The sequence below is a fragment of the Streptomyces sp. NPDC060031 genome, from assembly GCF_042736805.1.
Lineage (GTDB): Bacteria > Actinomycetota > Actinomycetes > Streptomycetales > Streptomycetaceae > Streptomyces.
Genome location: NZ_JBHWVM010000097.1, coordinates 1 through 14,380 on the forward strand (window position 1 = coordinate 1; position 14,380 = coordinate 14,380).

Annotated in this window: 13 protein-coding genes; 11 read left to right on the forward strand and 2 right to left on the reverse strand. The window is 72.9% G+C overall.

From position 1 onward, the window contains the following. The 3 genes from ACFWB8_RS31020 to ACFWB8_RS31030 all read left to right on the forward strand — a co-directional run. Positions 1-1,155 (forward strand): glycerophosphodiester phosphodiesterase (locus tag ACFWB8_RS31020; protein WP_385234502.1); only part of this gene is annotated, 1,155 nt, incomplete at its 5' end. A 73-nt stretch (positions 1,156-1,228) separates the two neighbouring features. After that, positions 1,229-1,795: a sigma-70 family RNA polymerase sigma factor gene (locus ACFWB8_RS31025; protein ID WP_385234505.1), complete on the forward strand. Its 567-nt coding sequence runs from the start codon at positions 1,229-1,231 to the stop codon at positions 1,793-1,795. Positions 1,796-1,832: 37 nt separating this feature from the next. After that, entirely contained in the window at positions 1,833-2,339 is a 507-nt protein-coding gene (locus ACFWB8_RS31030) for a GNAT family N-acetyltransferase (protein ID WP_385234508.1), read from the forward strand. Positions 2,340-2,364: 25 nt separating this feature from the next. Here the strand turns inward: ACFWB8_RS31030 and ACFWB8_RS31035 are convergent, their stop codons facing one another. Next, the gene (locus ACFWB8_RS31035) at positions 2,365-2,778 is read right to left on the reverse strand and encodes a hypothetical protein (protein WP_385234511.1); all 414 of its coding nucleotides are present in this window, start codon (positions 2,776-2,778) and stop codon (positions 2,365-2,367) included. Then, entirely contained in the window at positions 2,771-3,139 is a 369-nt protein-coding gene (locus ACFWB8_RS31040) for a hypothetical protein (protein ID WP_385234514.1), read from the reverse strand. Before ACFWB8_RS31040 ends, ACFWB8_RS31035 begins: the two co-directional genes overlap by 8 nt. Before the next feature lie 603 nt (positions 3,140-3,742). Here ACFWB8_RS31040 and ACFWB8_RS31045 point away from each other — a divergent pair. From ACFWB8_RS31045 to ACFWB8_RS31080, 8 genes are all read left to right on the forward strand, one after another. Continuing rightward, positions 3,743-4,786: a methionine ABC transporter ATP-binding protein gene (locus ACFWB8_RS31045; RefSeq protein ID WP_385234517.1), complete on the forward strand. Its 1,044-nt coding sequence runs from the start codon at positions 3,743-3,745 to the stop codon at positions 4,784-4,786. Further along, positions 4,783-5,451 (forward strand): methionine ABC transporter permease, encoded by a 669-nt coding sequence (locus ACFWB8_RS31050; protein ID WP_385234520.1) that lies wholly within the window; start codon positions 4,783-4,785, stop codon positions 5,449-5,451. Before ACFWB8_RS31045 ends, ACFWB8_RS31050 begins: the two co-directional genes overlap by 4 nt. Positions 5,452-5,542: 91 nt before the next feature. Further along, the gene (locus ACFWB8_RS31055) at positions 5,543-6,406 is read left to right on the forward strand and encodes a MetQ/NlpA family ABC transporter substrate-binding protein (RefSeq protein WP_385234523.1); all 864 of its coding nucleotides are present in this window, start codon (positions 5,543-5,545) and stop codon (positions 6,404-6,406) included. Positions 6,407-6,626: 220 nt separating this feature from the next. Next, positions 6,627-7,322 carry a GNAT family N-acetyltransferase gene (locus ACFWB8_RS31060; RefSeq protein ID WP_385234526.1) on the forward strand — a complete coding sequence of 232 codons (696 nt, stop codon included), beginning with the start codon at positions 6,627-6,629 and terminating at the stop codon, positions 7,320-7,322. Between the two features lie 78 nt (positions 7,323-7,400). After that, positions 7,401-8,603 carry a precorrin-6y C5,15-methyltransferase (decarboxylating) subunit CbiE gene (gene cbiE, locus ACFWB8_RS31065; protein WP_385234529.1) on the forward strand — a complete coding sequence of 401 codons (1,203 nt, stop codon included), beginning with the start codon at positions 7,401-7,403 and terminating at the stop codon, positions 8,601-8,603. A gap of 291 nt (positions 8,604-8,894) precedes the next feature. Then, a complete protein-coding gene (cobT, locus tag ACFWB8_RS31070) occupies positions 8,895-11,999 on the forward strand; it encodes a nicotinate-nucleotide--dimethylbenzimidazole phosphoribosyltransferase (RefSeq protein ID WP_385234532.1) in 3,105 nt (1,034 codons plus the stop codon). Between the two features lie 253 nt (positions 12,000-12,252). Continuing rightward, on the forward strand, positions 12,253-13,467 hold the full coding sequence (gene cobA / locus ACFWB8_RS31075; protein WP_385234535.1) for a uroporphyrinogen-III C-methyltransferase: 1,215 nt from the start codon (positions 12,253-12,255) through the stop codon (positions 13,465-13,467). Between the two features lie 71 nt (positions 13,468-13,538). Beyond that, on the forward strand, positions 13,539-14,369 hold the full coding sequence (locus ACFWB8_RS31080) for a TrmH family RNA methyltransferase (protein WP_385234538.1): 831 nt from the start codon (positions 13,539-13,541) through the stop codon (positions 14,367-14,369). Positions 14,370-14,380 lie beyond the last annotated feature (11 nt).

The following is a 14,380-nucleotide window of genomic DNA, read 5'->3' on the forward strand; positions in this document are numbered from 1 at the left end:
GGTGGGGCAGCGCGGCGCACGGTCCTGGGGGCGGCCGTCCTGGCAGCGGGCGGCGGCCTGACCGGGCTCTCGGGGGGATCCGCCTCGGCCGCCGAAGGCGGCCACGGGGGCGGCGGCGGGTACCGGGACCTCCCCGTCCCGACGGTCATCGGACACCGCGGGGCCAGCGGGTACCGGCCCGAGCACACGCTCGGCTCCTACCAGCTCGCCCTCGATCTGGGCGCCGACGTCATCGAGCAGGACCTCGTCCCCACCAAGGACGGCCATCTCGTATGCCGCCACGAGAACGAGATCGGCGCCACCACCGACGTCGGCGACCACCCCGAGTTCGCGTCCCGGCGCACCACCAAGTCGATCGACGGGGTCTCCCTCACCGGCTGGTTCACCGAGGACTTCACCCTCGCCGAGCTGAAGACCCTGCGCGCGAAGGAACGCATCCCCGCCGTCCGCCAGCGCAACACGCTCTACGACGGCCGCTGGGCGGTGCCCACCTTCGAGGAGGTGCTGCGCTGGGCCGACCGCGAGGGCAAGCGCCGCGGCAAGAAGGTCTGGCTGCACGTCGAGACCAAGCACCCCAGCTACTTCCGCTCGCTCGGCCTCGGCCTGGAGGAGCCGCTCGCCAGACTGCTGCGCCGCTACGGCCGCGACGGCCGGGGCGCGCCCCTCTTCCTCCAGTCCTTCGAGCCGTCCAGCATCCAGCGGCTGTCCAGGCTGGTCTCGGCGCCGCGCGTGGTGCTCCTGTCCGGCGCCGCCACCCGCCCGTGGGACTTCGAACTGGCCCACGACCCCCGTACGGTCGCGGACCTGGTCAAGCCCGGTGGCCTGAAGTGGATCGCCGGCTTCGCCCAGGGCATCGGCCCGACCATGGACCTGATCCTGCCGCGCGACGCGGCCGGCAAGCTCCTGCCCCCGACCACCCTGGTCAAGGACGCCCACGCGCAGGGGCTGATCCTGCACCCCTACACCGCGCGCAACGAGAACACCTTCCTGCCGGCCGACTTCCGCAAGGGGACCGACCCGAACGCGTACGGGGACGCCTTCGGCGCCTTCCGCACGTACTTCGAACAGGGCATCGACGGCATCTTCACCGACAACGCGGACACCGGGCTCCTCGCGGCCGAGGACTTCCGCCCGGGCCGGGGCGTCAACCGCTAGGCGGAGCTCCTCGTACGAGTGGGCCGCGCCCGGCGGGGAAACCGCCCGGCGCGGCCTTCGCGTCCCGCCCGGCATGGACCTGCTGAAGCCTGACCTCTTTGAGAAGCTCGGCCCGCTGCTCTCGGCCGAGGCGGCCGCCGAGGCCGCGGGCACCGGAGTGGAGGCGGCCGACCTGGAACAAGCCGTCTGGGTCAGGCTGCTGGAGCGCGACGACCAGTGCCGGCGCGCCGCCGCCGAGCCCGCGCGCTGGCTGCGCCGGGCGGTACGGGCCGAGGCCCGCCGCGCGCGCCGCCGGGCCCGGCGCGAAGTCCCGTACGGCCACCGCCGCCAGCGCGCGGACGGGGGAGAAGGGGAACACGGGGGGCCGCTCACCAGTGCGGTCACGGAACCGGAAGACGCCCTCCTGCACGGCGAGGAGAACCGGGCCCTCCGATCGGCGGTCGCCCGATTGCCCGGACGGTGTCCGGAGCTGATGGGGGCACTTCTTTCGCCCAGGGACCTCACTTACCGTGAAATCGCAGGAGAGTTGGGTATCTCACAAGGAAGTTTGGGGCCGGTCCGTTCCCGTTGCCTGGGATGTCTGCGCAGAATGCTGGCTGCAGAGGTTGCGGCTCCTCGCCTGTGGGGAAAGGAGCGGTAGACCAACGGGCCACCAGGTGAGCGGGAGGCATGCGCACATGGGCATGAGCGTGACCATTTCGGCAGCAGCTGCCGAGGACGCCGAGCAGATCATCAAACTGCAGTACCTGGCGTTCCAGCGCGAGGCCGAGCTGTACGGCAACTACCGCATCCAGCCCCTCACCCAGTCCCTGGACTCCCTCAAGGCGGAACTGGCGACGGACACCGTACTGGTGGCCCGGCTCGGCGACGAGATCGTCGGCGCGGTGCGCGGCAACGTCGACGAGGAGGGCACCGGCAAGATCGCCAAGCTCTGCGTGCACCCGCGCCTGCAGGGCCACGGCCTCGGCGCCCGGCTGCTGCGCGCCGTCGAGGAGGCCCTCGCGGGCCACGACGGGACCGCCCGCTACCGGCTGCACACCGGGCACAAGAGCGAGAGCAACCTGCGTCTGTACCGCAAGGCCGGCTACACGCAGGTCGGCGGCCGCACCGCCTCCGACGGCGTCCGGCTGGTGATCCTGGAGAAGGAGGCCAAGGAGGCCTCCGACTTCACCGTCAGCGCCTGACGCAGGGGCTGAAGCAGGGGCCGGATCAGCGCTTGCGCAGCCAGAGCATCCCGGTGATCGGCAGGATCACCGGGATGAACAGGTAGCCCATCCCAAAGTCGGACCACACGGTCGCGTCGGGGAACGCCTCGGGGCGCGCCAGCGTCCAGGCCCCCACCGCCAGTACGCCGACCAGCTCGGCGGCGCAGCACACCAGCGCCGCCTTGCGGGCCCTCTCCCCGCCGCGCACCAGCGAGTACGTGATGAAGGCGTACACCAGTGCCGCCGCCGCGGACAGCGAGTACGCCAGCGGCGCCCGGTCGAACTCGGTGGAGATCTGGTAGGCCGACCGCGAGACCGCGCCCACCACCATCACCCCGTACAGCCAGACCAGCAGCAGCCCCGGGCCGGAGACCAGCCGCTTGCGCGCGGCGGGAGTGGCAGTCGTCGTGTCAGGCACCGGTGGATCCCCAGATGTCGTAGAGCCGTACTTCGAGGACGGCGAGGACGACCGCGCCCGCGGCCACCGTCACCGAGCCCCACTTGGTCCGCTCGGTCAGCGAGAGCAGCGCGGCGGCCGGAACGGCCGCGAGGGCGCCCAGCAGGTACGCCACGAACAGCACCGTGCCCTGCCCCGGCTTCTCGCCGCGGGCGAGCTGGACCAGGCCGATCACCAGCTGGGCGAGGACCAGAACGGTCACCACGGCCATGCCGATGAAGTGCCAGTCCTTGGTCGGCTGGTCCCGCCAGGCGGCGAAACCGCACCAGGCGGCGAGGGCGAGTGCGGCCACGCCGATGGCGACCGTCAGGGCGTCGAGCATGCAGGGAGCGTATTACGGGCCGAAAGACCCAGTGCGCGCACCCCTGCTCAGGGCTTCGCACGCCGTTCGACGGGCGGGGCGCGCGGTCGGCACGAGGGCCGTGGCCTTGACCACAGCGCACATCGCAGGCGAACTCGACGCGGACGTGGTCGTACGGGACCTCTCGGCCGTGTCCGTGCAGGTCAGCCCGGATGATCTGCCGATCGGGACGGAAGGCCGGCCGTGACCGGTGCTGTCCGCTATGTGGCCGGAATCTGTCCGCTATCCGGACATCGTTGATCGGTCAAGGGATGTGTCTGCTTTACTTGGGCCCATGACCACGACGAGCAGCCGCACCCTTGCGACCGAGGCGACGATGACGCCCGGTGCTCGTTGTATGTGTCGAATGTGCGCCTTCTGAGGGCCCCCTTCCTGCAGTCTCGCGCCCCGAAGCGAGACCGGCCGAGCCCGTCCGACACCTCCGCGTGAACCCCGGACCGCTACTGCCCCACGCACGCGTCACCGCCATCGTTTTCTGACGGTTCGACCCGTATCGCGTCCCCAGATGTTTGCCCCGTGCCCGGCACCCCGCTGCGCCGTGCACTCGACAGCGACGGAAATCCTGTGATCACCACATCGGGCCTCACGAAGGTCTACCAGTCCCGTGGCCGTGAGGTCACCGCCCTGGACGGCGTCGATCTGCACGTCCGCGAGGGCGAGGTCTACGGAGTCATCGGCCAGAGCGGCGCCGGCAAGTCCTCCCTCATCCGCTGCGTGAACCTGCTGGAGCGCCCCACCGCCGGCACCGTGACCGTCGACGGAGTCGACCTCACCGCGCTCGCCGGCCGCGGCCGGCGAGCCGGCAAGGAGCTCCGCGAGGCCCGCAGCCGCATCGGCATGGTCTTCCAGCACTTCAACCTGCTGTCCTCGCGCACCGTCCAGGGCAACATCGAACTCCCGCTGGAGATCCTCGGCGTCCCCGGCCGCGAGCGCTCCCGCAAGGCCGCCGAACTCCTCGACCTCGTCGGCCTCGCCGACAAGGCCAAGGCCTACCCCGGCCAGCTCTCCGGCGGCCAGAAGCAGCGCGTCGGCATCGCCCGCGCCCTGGCCGGCGACCCCAAGGTGCTGCTGTCGGACGAGGCCACCAGCGCCCTCGACCCCGAGACCACCCGCTCGATCCTCCAGCTGCTGCGCGACCTCAACCGGCAGCTCGGCCTGACCGTCCTGCTCATCACGCACGAGATGGACGTGGTCAAGTCGGTCTGCGACTCGGCCGCCCTGATGAAGCACGGACGGGTCATCGAGTCCGGCACCGTCACCGAGCTGCTGGCCACCCCCGGATCCCAGCTCGCCCACGAACTCTTCCCGCTGACCGGCTCCGCGACCACCGACGAGCACACGGTCATCGACGTGACCTTCCACGGGGAGACCGCCACCCAGCCGGTCATCTCCCAGCTGGCCCGCACCTACAACATCGACATATCGATCCTCGGCGCGGCCATGGACACCGTCGGCGGCCGGCAGATCGGCCGGATGCGCATCGAGCTCCCCGGCCGCTATGACGACAACGTCGTGCCCATCGGCTTCCTGCGCGAGCAGGGCCTCCAGGTCGACGTCGTCGACGCCGACACCGAACTCGCCGAGCTGGTCAAGGATGGTGCCAAGTGACCTGGTCCGAGATGGAGCCCCTGCTCACGCAGGGCACCTTCGACACCCTCTACATGGTCCTGTGGTCCACCCTGGTGACCGTCCTCGGCGGCCTGCCCCTCGGCATCCTCCTGGTCCTCACCGACAAGGGCGGCCTCCTTCAGAACCAGCCGCTCAACAAGGCCCTCGGCGTGATCGTGAACATCGGCCGTTCGATGCCGTTCATCATCCTGCTGATCTTCCTGATCCCGGTCACCACGGCCGTCGTCGGCACCTTCATCGGCCCCACCGCCATGATCGTCCCGCTCTCCATCGGCGCCATCCCCTTCTTCGCCCGGCTCGTCGAGACCGCCGTCCGCGAGGTGGACCACGGCCTGATCGAGGCCGTCGAGTCCATGGGCGGCGGCATCCCCACCCTGGTCGGCAAGGTGCTCCTTCCGCAGGCCCTGCCCTCCCTGGTCTCCGCCGTCACCACCACCGTGATCACCCTGGTCGGCTACTCCGCCATGGCCGGCGCGGTCGGCGGCGAAGGACTCGGCTCCAAGGCCATCACCTACGGCTTCCAGCGCTTCGAGACCGGCTTCATGGTCGCCACCGTCGTGGTCCTGATCGCCGTCGTCACGGTGATCCAGCTGCTCGGCGACGGCGTGGTCCGCCTCCTCGCCCGCCGCGGCCGGACAGCCTGAACAGCCCCCGGCTGACAAGACTTTTCCCTCAGAAAGCCCGCACTTGTCGTGCTTGGGCCATCACCCCGCAAAAGCAAGAAAGGCACTCTTCGTGCGTAAGAACATCAAGCTCACCGCCCTCGCCGCCACCGCGACCGCCCTCGCCCTCGGCCTGACCGCCTGCGGCAGCTCCTCGGACCCGTCCTCCACCAAGGCCGACGGCGGCAAGGCCGACGAGAGCAAGCCGCTCGTCATCGCCGCCTCCCCGAGCCCGCACGCCGACATCCTCAACTTCGTCAAGGACAAGCTCGCGGCGAAGGACGGCCTCAAGCTGGAGGTCAAGGAGTTCACGGACTACGTCCTGCCGAACACCGCCACCGAGCAGGGCCAGGTCGACGGCAACTTCTTCCAGCACAAGCCGTACCTCGACGACTTCAACAAGAAGAACGGCACGCACATCGTGCCCGTCGCGAACGTGCACCTGGAGCCCCTCGGCCTCTACTCCAAGAAGGTCAAGGCCCTCGGCGACATCAAGGCCGGCCAGACCATCGCCGTCCCCAACGACACCACCAACGAGGGCCGCGCGCTCCAGCTGCTCGCGGCGAACCACCTGATCACCCTCAAGGAAGGTGCCGGCACCAGCGCCAAGCTGTCCGACATCACCGACAAGAAGGGCCTGGAGTTCAAGGAGCTGGAGGCCGCCACGGTCCCGCGCGCCCTGAACGACGTGGACGCCGCCGTCATCAACGGCAACTACGCCATCGAGGCCAAGCTGAGCCCCGCCAAGGACGCGCTGGCCCTGGAGAAGGCCGAGGGCAACCCGTACGCCAACTTCCTGGCGGTCAAGGACGGCAAGCAGAACGACCCGCGGATCCAGAAGCTCGCCAAGCTGCTGAACTCCGACGAGGTCAAGAAGTTCATCGAGGACAAGTACCAGGGCTCGGTCATCCCGGCCTTCGGCACCCCGGCCTCCTGAACCCCGCCCCCTGAGCCCGGCCTCCTGAACACCTGAGGCCCGGCCCGCACGGCCCGTTCGGCCCCGCACGCCGCCCCCGGCGCGCGGGGCCGAACGCTGCCCGCTTCCGGGCAGCCCCGGCCATGCACATCGCCGGGCCGATGCTGCATGCTGTGGCCTACGACCCGCATGAACGGTCCCGCACAACGGTCGCACCACGGTCTCAGGCATGGAGCTGCGCATGACTACCACCTTCCCGGACGTCACCATCAGCACGGACCGGCTGGTGCTGCGCCCCTTCGAGGAAGAGGACGTCACCGCGCTCGCCGAGATGATGAACGACGAGCCCGTCACCGCCTGGACCGGCGTACCGCACCCCTACACCCACGCCCACGCCCACGCCTGGGCCACCCGGGACTCCCACGCCGAGCGCACCGAGGGCCGCGGCATCGTCTTCGCCGTCACCGAGTTCCTCACCCACCGCCTCGTCGGCATCGTCCACCTCCAGAACACCAACTGGCGCACCCGCGCCACCGAGGTCGGCTACGTCACCGCCCCCTGGGCCCGCGGCGAGGGCTACGCCAGCGAATCCGTCCTCGCCGTCGCCCGGTGGCTCTTGCGCGACCAGGGCTTCGAACGCCTCGAACTGCGCACCGCGGCCGACAACACCGCCTCCCAGCAGGTGGCCCAGAAGATCGGCTGCATCAGCGAAGGCGTCCTGCGCAACGCGTGGATAGTGCGCACCCAGATCCCCGACGGCACCTGGGCCGACACGCGCACCGACCTCATCGTCTGGAGCCTGCTCCCCGAGGACCTCGACGAGGGCGACGACTATCCGGAAGGCTTTGCGGACGGTTACTCCGAGGGATACGACGGATACCACGTCGACCACCGGGCCGACGCGAACGGCCACGCCGTCGGGGCCGACCGGAACTGACCCGATGACCGGGTAGTCTCACCGTGCCCGACCCCCCGACGAAACTTCGCCTGCCCCCACCCCAGGAGACTGACGACGATGGCCGACCGGGTCACGGTGATCGGCTGGGACGGCTCCCCCCTGACCGCGGCCGCCCGGTCAGCGCTCTCCGCCGCCACTTTGGTGGCCGGCGCCGCCCACCACCTCGCACTCCCCGAGGTGCCGCCCACCGCCGAGCGCATCCGCCTCGGCAGCCTCGGGCTCGCCGCGCGCCGCATCGCGGGACACCGCGGCACCGCCGTGGTCTTCGCCGACGGCGACCCCGGCTTCTTCGGCGTCGTACGCACCCTGCGCGCCCCCGAGCACGGCCTCGAGGTCGAGGTGGTCCCCGCCGTCTCCTCCGTCGCCGCCGCCTTCGCCCGCGCCGGGATGCCCTGGGACGACGCCCAGGTGGTCGTCGCCCACCCCCGCACCCTGCGCCGCGCCGTCAACGTCTGCCGCGCCCACGGCAAGGTCGCCGTCCTCACCTCGCCCGGAGCCGGCCCCGCCGAACTGGCGCTGCTGCTCGGCGGCGTCCACCGCACCTTCGTCATCTGCGAGGAACTGGGCACCGACAAGGAGCAGGTGACCGTCCTCACCTCCGACAAGGCCGCCGACCACAGCTGGCGGGACCCCAACGTCGTCATCGTCATCGGCGGCGGGGGACAGGCCCTGGCCTCCGAACCGGCGTGGCTGCTCGGCCAGGGCCCCGCCCAGACGGCCGGACGCGGCTGGGCCCGGCCGCAGGCCGACGTGGGCGAAGGGGAGTCCGCGCAACTGCGCGCCGCTCAGCTCGCCCGGCTCGGCCCGCGCACCGGCGACCTCGTCTGGGACATCGGAGCCGGCTCCGGCGCCCTCGCCGTGGACGCCGCCGCCCTCGGCGCGGCCGTCATCGCCGTCGACGCCGACCGGCACGCCTGCGAGCGCGTCACCGCCGCGGCCCGCAACCGCGGAGTCCAGCTCCAGGTCGTCACCGGACGCGCCCCGCACGTACTGGAGGACCTGCCGGAGCCCGACGTCGTCCGCGTCGGAGGCGGCGGAGCCGAGGTCGTCGCGGCCGTCGCCGACCGCCGCCCGGAACGGATCGTCAGCCACGCCTCCACCCGCGACGAGGCCGAGGCCATCGGCCGCGCCCTCACCGAGGGCGGGTACGAGGTCGAGTGCGCGCTGCTCCAGTCCGTGGGCCTGGACACCCGTACCTGGACCGAACAACAGCGCTCCGTCGTCTTCCTGCTGGCCGCACAGCGCCCCGTGACCCGCTGAGCGGTTCGGGGCACCGGGGCACCCCTCCACGACGCCCGCGGGGAAGGCCCCCCGGTGCCCCGAGACCGCTTGGATCAACGGCCGGGGTAGGCTGGCCGATCGTCGCAGCGCCCAGGACGATTCGGGCACCACGACACCGCCGGACGCGCGACGTGGCGCAGTCCACAGCGGACCCTGGCTGTTATGGCCGCCAGGGTGGCTGACGGGCGCGACAATGCTTAGTGGTCGTCGTGGAGGCCTCGTGGGCGACCGGGCGATCGAAGAGGCAAAACCGATGGGCGAGGGGTACGCATGACTGACACCGGCCAGGTCCCGGGCGAGGGTCACCCGGACAACGCGGGCATGGTGGATCAGCCGGGCATCCCCGCCCCGGTTCCCATGCCGGCCCCTCTGAGCGGCGGCTACGCCTTCCAGGACCTCGTGGACGACCCGGCCGGGCCGGAGGACGAGGAACTGCTGCTGATGCCGAGCAACCAGGGCGCGTGGAGCGACCCGCAGGTGGTTCCGCCGATGCCGTCCTTCCCCGAGCCCGCCCTGTACGGGGACGCGCCGTACGCCGAGTACCAGCAGCCGGCCCCGGTCGCCGAGGCCCCGGCCGCCTACGAGCAGCCGATGGCGCCCGCGCCCATGGGTTACCCCGAGCCCGGGTACCCGGAACAGCCGTTCCCCGATTCCTCCTACAGTGCGGGCGCGCACGAGGCGGGCGGCCGGGACTCCGGCGCGCTCGACCTCGGAGGCCTGGTGGCCCCGCCGGCTCCCCAGGCACAGGCGCAGGCTCCCGCCGCGACCGCCCCGGTGACCCCGGTGCGGCGCCCGCTGCACATGGGCCCGCCCGTGCCCGAGGCCACCGGCGGAGTCGTACGGTCACTCGCGGACCGGGGTCCGGCCGCGGCGCCGACGCCCGCTCCGGCGTTCCGGTCCGGCCCGCCCACCACGGGTCCCGAGTACCTGGACATCCCGCGCGCCGAGGCCGTCGCGGTCGCGCCGCAGAGCGCCGAGATCCCGCCGCAGGCCGGTACGCCGTGGGCGGCGCAGCCGCTGCTCGCCGAGGCCGCGCCCGAGCCGGTCGCGGTGGCGGTCGCCGCCGAGCCGCAGCCTGAGCCTCAGCCCGAGCCCGTGGTGGCCGAGCCCGTGGTGGCCGAGGCCGTGGGGCCCGAGCCCGTGGTGGCCGAGGCCGCCCCGGCGCCCGAGCCGCCGGCCGAGCCCGAGGTCGCCGCCGAGCCGGTCTCGGTCGTCATGCCGGAGCCGGTCCTCGCGATGGCGCCCGAGCCGGTGCCGGCCGAGGTCGCGCCGGCCGAGGTCGCGCCGGAGCCCGAGTCCGCGCCCGAGCCGCAGCCCGCGGTCCAACCCGTGGTCGAGCCGGCCCCCGAGCCGGTGGCCGCCGAGGCCGCGCCGGTCGAGTCCGCCCCCCTCGAGGCCGTCATCGCCCCGGTCGCGGAGCCGCAGCCGCAGGCGCAGCCCGTGGAAGCGGTGGTCCCGGCCGCCGAGCCCCAGCCCGGGCCCGTCGCCGCCGAGCAGCCCGCTCCCGTGGCGCTGGACCCCGTACCGGCCGCACCGGCGCCCCAGCCCGCGGCCGGGCCCGAGACCCCGGCGGAGCCGATCCCGGCAGAGGCCGAAGCCGTAGCCGTAGCCGCCGAGCCCGTACCGGCCGAGCCCGCCGCGGGCGACCCGGCCCCCGCGTACGAGGACGCCGAGCGCGAGGCCGTCCTGCGCGTCATGCGCGAGCGTCGCGACATCCGCAAGGGCTTCCGCACCGACCCCATCCCGCACGAGGTGCTGCTCCGCGTCCTGGAGGCGGCCCACACCGCGCCCAGCGTCGGCCACTCCCAGCCCTGGGACTTCGTCGTCATCCGCTCCGCCGAGACCCGCCGGACGATGCACGAGCTCGCCCAGCGCCAGCGCGAGGCCTACGCGAACTCGCTGCCCAAGGCCCGGGCGAAGCAGTTCAAGGAACTCAAGATCGAGGCCATCCTCGACACCCCGGTGAACATCGTCGTCACCGCCGACCCCACCCGCGGCGGCCGCCACACCCTCGGCCGGCACACCCAGCCGCAGATGGCCCCGTACTCTTCGGCCCTCGCCGTCGAGAACCTCTGGCTCGCCGCGCGCGCCGAAGGCCTCGGCGTCGGCTGGGTCAGCTTCTTCGACGAGCGCGAGATGGTCCGCGAGCTCGGCCTGCCGGAGCACCTGGAGGTCGTCGCGTACCTGTGCGTCGGCTACGTCGACGAGTTCCCCGACGAGCCCGAGCTGGCCCAGGCCGGCTGGTCCCAGCGTCGGCCGCTCTCCTGGGTCGTGCACGAGGAGACGTACGGGCGCCGCGCGCTGCCCGGCGAGGAGCCGCACGACCTGCTCTCGGAGACGGTCGCCAGCATCCGCCCGCTCGACGCCAAGGCGCTGGGTGAGGCCTGGGAGCGGCAGAAGCGCATGACGAAGCCGGCGGGCGCGCTGGGCATGCTGGAGATCATCTCCGCCCAGCTGGCCGGCCTCTCGCGGGTCTGCCCGCCGCCGATCCCCGAGCCGGCCGCGGTCGCGATCTTCGCGGGCGACCACGGGGTGCACGCGCAGGGCGTCACCCCCTGGCCCCAGGAGGTCACCACGCAGATGGTGGCCAACTTCCTGGGCGGCGGCGCCGTCTGCAACGCCTTCGCCAACCAGGTGGGCGCCGAGGTCTGTGTGATCGACGTCGGCGTCGCGGGCGACCTGCCCGCCACCCCGGGCCTGCTCCCGCGCAAGGTCCGCCCGGGCACGGCGGACCTCTCGGTCGGCCCCGCGATGACCCGCGAGGAGGCGATCTCGGCGATCGAGGTGGGCATCGAGACGGCCCGCGACCTGGTCGCGGCGGGCAACAAGGCCCTGCTCACGGGCGAGATGGGCATCGCGAACACCACGGTGTCCGCGGCCCTCATCTCGGTCTTCACCGGGGTCGACCCGGCGGAGGTCACCGGTCGCGGCACGGGCATCAACGACGAGACCCACGCCCGCAAGGTCGAGGTCGTACGCCGCGCCCTCGAACTGCACCAGCCGGACCCGGCGGACCCGATCGGCGTCCTCGCGGCCATCGGCGGCCTGGAGCACGCGGCGATCGTCGGTCTCCTGCTCGGCGGAGCCTCCCTCCGCACACCGGTCATCCTCGACGGCGTGAGCGCGGGCGCGGCCGCCCTGGTCGCCCGGGCCATCGCCCCGGAGGCCCTCTCCGCGTGCATCGCGGGCCACCGCAGCGCCGAACCGGGCCACGTCGCGGCCCTGAACAAGCTCGGCCTGCGTCCCCTGGTGGACCTGGACCTGCGCCTGGGCGAGGGCACGGGCGCCCTGCTGGCCCTCCCCCTGGTCCAGAGCGCGGCCCGCGCGATGCACGAGGTGGCCACCTTCGACTCGGCAGGCGTCACGGAGAAGTAACCCCGCCGGGCGCGGGCCTGCCTCGAACGCCGGGAGGGGGCTGGATTGCGCGAAGCGCAATTTCAGCCCCGCCGGCGTTTGAGGCGCGGGGTCCGGGGCGGAGCCCCAGGGGCCCGCCACGGCACCGGCCCCGCCGGGAGTGCCGACCCGGCGCGTCGTATCGTGGACCCGGACACGGAAACCGCACGTCAACCCAGCCGCTCCAGCGCAGCAGCGGCCAGCCGCCCCCTCGCCGCACAGGAGCCGCACCGCCATGGCCGACACCCCCGCATACCCCGTCGGACTCCGCCTGGCCGGCCGCCGCGTCGTCGTCATCGGCGGCGGCCAGGTCGCCCAGCGCCGCCTCCCCGCGCTGATCGCGGCCGGCGCCGACGTCCTGCTCGTCTCGCCCTCCGCCACTGCGTCCGTGGACGCCATGGCCGAGACCGGCGAGATCCGCTGGGAGCGCCGCCGCTACGAGGACGGCGACCTCGAAGGGGCCTGGTACGCCCTCGTCGCCACCCGGGACCGCGCCGCGAACGACGCCGCTTCCGCCGAGGCCGAGCGCGAGCGGGTCTGGTGCGTCCGCGCCGACGACGCCGAGGCCGCCACCGCCTGGACCCCCGCCACCGGCCGCGTCGAGGGCGTCACCGTCGCCGTGCTGAGCGGCAATGACCCCCGCCGCTCCGCCGCCGTTCGGGACGCGGTCGTCGAGGGGCTGCGCGACGGCACCCTCACGGCCGCCCGCCCCCGCACCCCCGGCGTCTCCCTCGTCGGCGGCGGCCCCGGCGACCCCGACCTGATCACCGTCCGCGGCCGCCGCCTCCTCGCCGAGGCCGACGTGGTCATCGCCGACCGGCTGGGCCCCCGCGACCTCCTCGACGAACTCCCGCCGCACGTCGAGGTCATCGACGCGGCCAAGATCCCGTACGGCCGGTTCATGGCCCAGGAGGCCATCAACAACGCGCTGATCGAGCACGCCAAGGCGGGCAAGGCCGTGGTCCGGCTCAAGGGCGGGGACCCGTACGTCTTCGGCCGCGGCATGGAGGAGCTCCAGGCCCTCGCCGAGGCCGGCATCCCCTGCACCGTCGTGCCCGGCATCTCCAGCTCCATCTCGGTGCCCGGCGCGGTCGGCATCCCCGTCACCCACCGCGGCGTGGCGCACGAGTTCACCGTCGTCAGCGGCCACGTCGGCCCCGACGACCCGCGCTCCCTGGTGGACTGGGCCTCCCTGGCCAAGCTCACCGGCACGCTCGTCATCCTCATGGGCGTCGACAAGATCGGCCTGATCGCCGAGGCGCTGGTCCGCGGCGGCCGCCCCGCCGAGACCGCGGTCGCCGTCATCCAGGAGGGCACCACCGCCGCCCAGCGCCGCGTGGACGCCACCCTCGCCACGGTCGGCGAGACCGTACGGGACCAAGGGGTGCGGCCCCCCGCGGTCATCGTCATCGGCGACGTCGTGAAGGTCAACGCCCCGCAGACGCCGTAGAACGACGCACCCTCGCACCCCCGCACAACCGAGCCGTTGGCACCGCACCCAGGACAAGGCAGTATCACCCTGTGGCTGATCTCATCACCGTCGAAGACCCCGACGACCCGCGCCTGCGCGACTACACGGGCCTGACCGACGTCGAACTGCGGCGTCGGCGCGAGCCCGCCGAAGGCCTGTTCATCGCCGAGGGCGAGAAGGTGATCAGACGGGCCAAGGACGCCGGGTACGAGATGCGCTCGATGCTGCTCTCGGCCAAGTGGGTCGACGTCATGCGCGACGTCATCGACGAGCTCCCGGCCCCGGTCTACGCCGTCAGCCCCGAGCTCGCCGAACGCGTCACCGGCTACCACGTGCACCGCGGGGCCCTGGCCTCCATGCAGCGCAAGCCGCTGCCCACGGCCGACGACCTGCTGACGGGCGACGCGGCCGGTCAGAGGATCGCCGTCTTCGAGGGCTTCGTCGACCACGCCAACCTGGGCGCCGCGTTCCGCAGCGCCGCCGCGCTCGGCATCAGCGCGATACTGCTCTCTCCGGACTGCGCGGACCCGCTGTACCGGCGGGCCATCAAGGTCTCGATGGGCTCCGTCTTCTCCGTCCCGTACGCGCGGCTCGACAAGTGGCCCGCCGACCTGGAGAAGGTCCGCGAGGCGGGCTACCGCATCCTCGCCATGACGCCGAGCGAGAAGGCCACGTCGCTGGACCAGGTCCCGGCCGAGCGCTTCGCCCGGTCCGCGATCATGCTCGGCTCCGAGGGGCACGGCCTGTCCACGTACGCCCTGCGCGCGGCCGACGAGTGGGTCCGCATCCCGATGGCGGAGGGCATCGACTCCCTCAACGTGGCCGCGGCCTCGGCGGTGGCCTTCTACGCCACCCGCCCCCCGGCGCCCCGCGAGTCCTAGAGGTTCAGGGG

Excerpts from the sequence above, each read along its gene's own strand:
- ACFWB8_RS31040 (WP_385234514.1), bottom strand. The coding sequence starts at position 3,139 with ATGCTCGACGCCCTGACGGTCGCCATCGGCGTGGCCGCACTCGCCCTC.
- ACFWB8_RS31060 (WP_385234526.1), top strand. The coding sequence starts at position 6,627 with ATGACTACCACCTTCCCGGACGTCACCATCAGCACGGACCGGCTGGTG.
- cobA (WP_385234535.1), top strand. The coding sequence starts at position 12,253 with ATGGCCGACACCCCCGCATACCCCGTCGGACTCCGCCTGGCCGGCCGC.
- cbiE (WP_385234529.1), top strand. The coding sequence starts at position 7,401 with ATGGCCGACCGGGTCACGGTGATCGGCTGGGACGGCTCCCCCCTGACC.
- ACFWB8_RS31025 (WP_385234505.1), top strand. The coding sequence starts at position 1,229 with ATGGACCTGCTGAAGCCTGACCTCTTTGAGAAGCTCGGCCCGCTGCTC.
- ACFWB8_RS31030 (WP_385234508.1), top strand. The coding sequence starts at position 1,833 with ATGGGCATGAGCGTGACCATTTCGGCAGCAGCTGCCGAGGACGCCGAG.
- cobT (WP_385234532.1), top strand. The coding sequence starts at position 8,895 with ATGACTGACACCGGCCAGGTCCCGGGCGAGGGTCACCCGGACAACGCG.